Source organism: Burkholderia sp. RS01 (assembly GCF_039748055.1).
Lineage (GTDB): Bacteria > Actinomycetota > Actinomycetes > Actinomycetales > Micrococcaceae > Arthrobacter.
The window spans coordinates 1-223 of sequence record NZ_JBDLAK010000090.1 but is presented as its reverse complement, the minus strand read 5'-3'; the positions used below and the strand labels follow the sequence as shown (position 1 = coordinate 223).

Below are 223 nucleotides of genomic sequence, written 5' to 3'. Positions count from 1 at the left end.
GGCGAACCAGAATTCCATTTCGCCGAAGACCTTCACGGAGACGAGGTTCAGGCCCAGGACGACGATCAGGGCGGTCAGGGCCCAGGCCCATTGCGGGACGTCGGCCATCCATGGGACGTATTTGCCGAAGAAGTTCATGTAGAGGGCGGCGGCGGTGATGTCCACGATGGTGGTGGTGGCCCAGTTGATCCAGTAGAACCAGCCGGCGACGAAGGCGGCCTTC

The 223-nt window shown here is 62.3% G+C and carries 1 pseudogene; it reads right to left on the bottom strand.

Annotated elements, in window-relative coordinates:
* Positions 1–223, bottom strand: a pseudogene (locus tag ABFP37_RS22655) (amino acid permease); the annotation flags it as partial.